General features: G+C 69.7%; 1 protein-coding gene. It reads left to right on the top strand.

Features of this window, described 5'->3' with window-relative positions:
• Positions 1-208, top strand: a 208-nt coding sequence (locus AX744_RS20515) for a hypothetical protein (RefSeq protein WP_197429148.1), incomplete at both ends; no start/stop codon positions are given.

Raw genomic sequence — 208 nt, 5'->3', positions numbered from 1 at the left:
GGGCTTCACCCTGGCCGCCCTGTTCGACGCGCTGCACGAGCACGCCACCGCCGATCACATCATCCGCGAGGTCTGGGAGGGCGAGACCGAGGGCGACCGCGACCCGCTCCCCTGGGTCAACGGCCACGGCTCCCGACTCAGCGACGAGGACTATCGCGCTCGCGCCGATGACCTCGCCCACAACGAAGGCGACGAGCGATTCCACTTC

Origin of the sequence: Microbacterium sp. CCH5-D1 (genome assembly GCF_001557335.1) — a bacterium.
Classification (GTDB): Bacteria; Actinomycetota; Actinomycetes; order Actinomycetales; family Microbacteriaceae; genus Microbacterium; species Microbacterium oxydans.
Note: the sequence above shows the minus strand (reverse complement) of the source record. Positions and strands in the feature narration are given on the sequence as shown.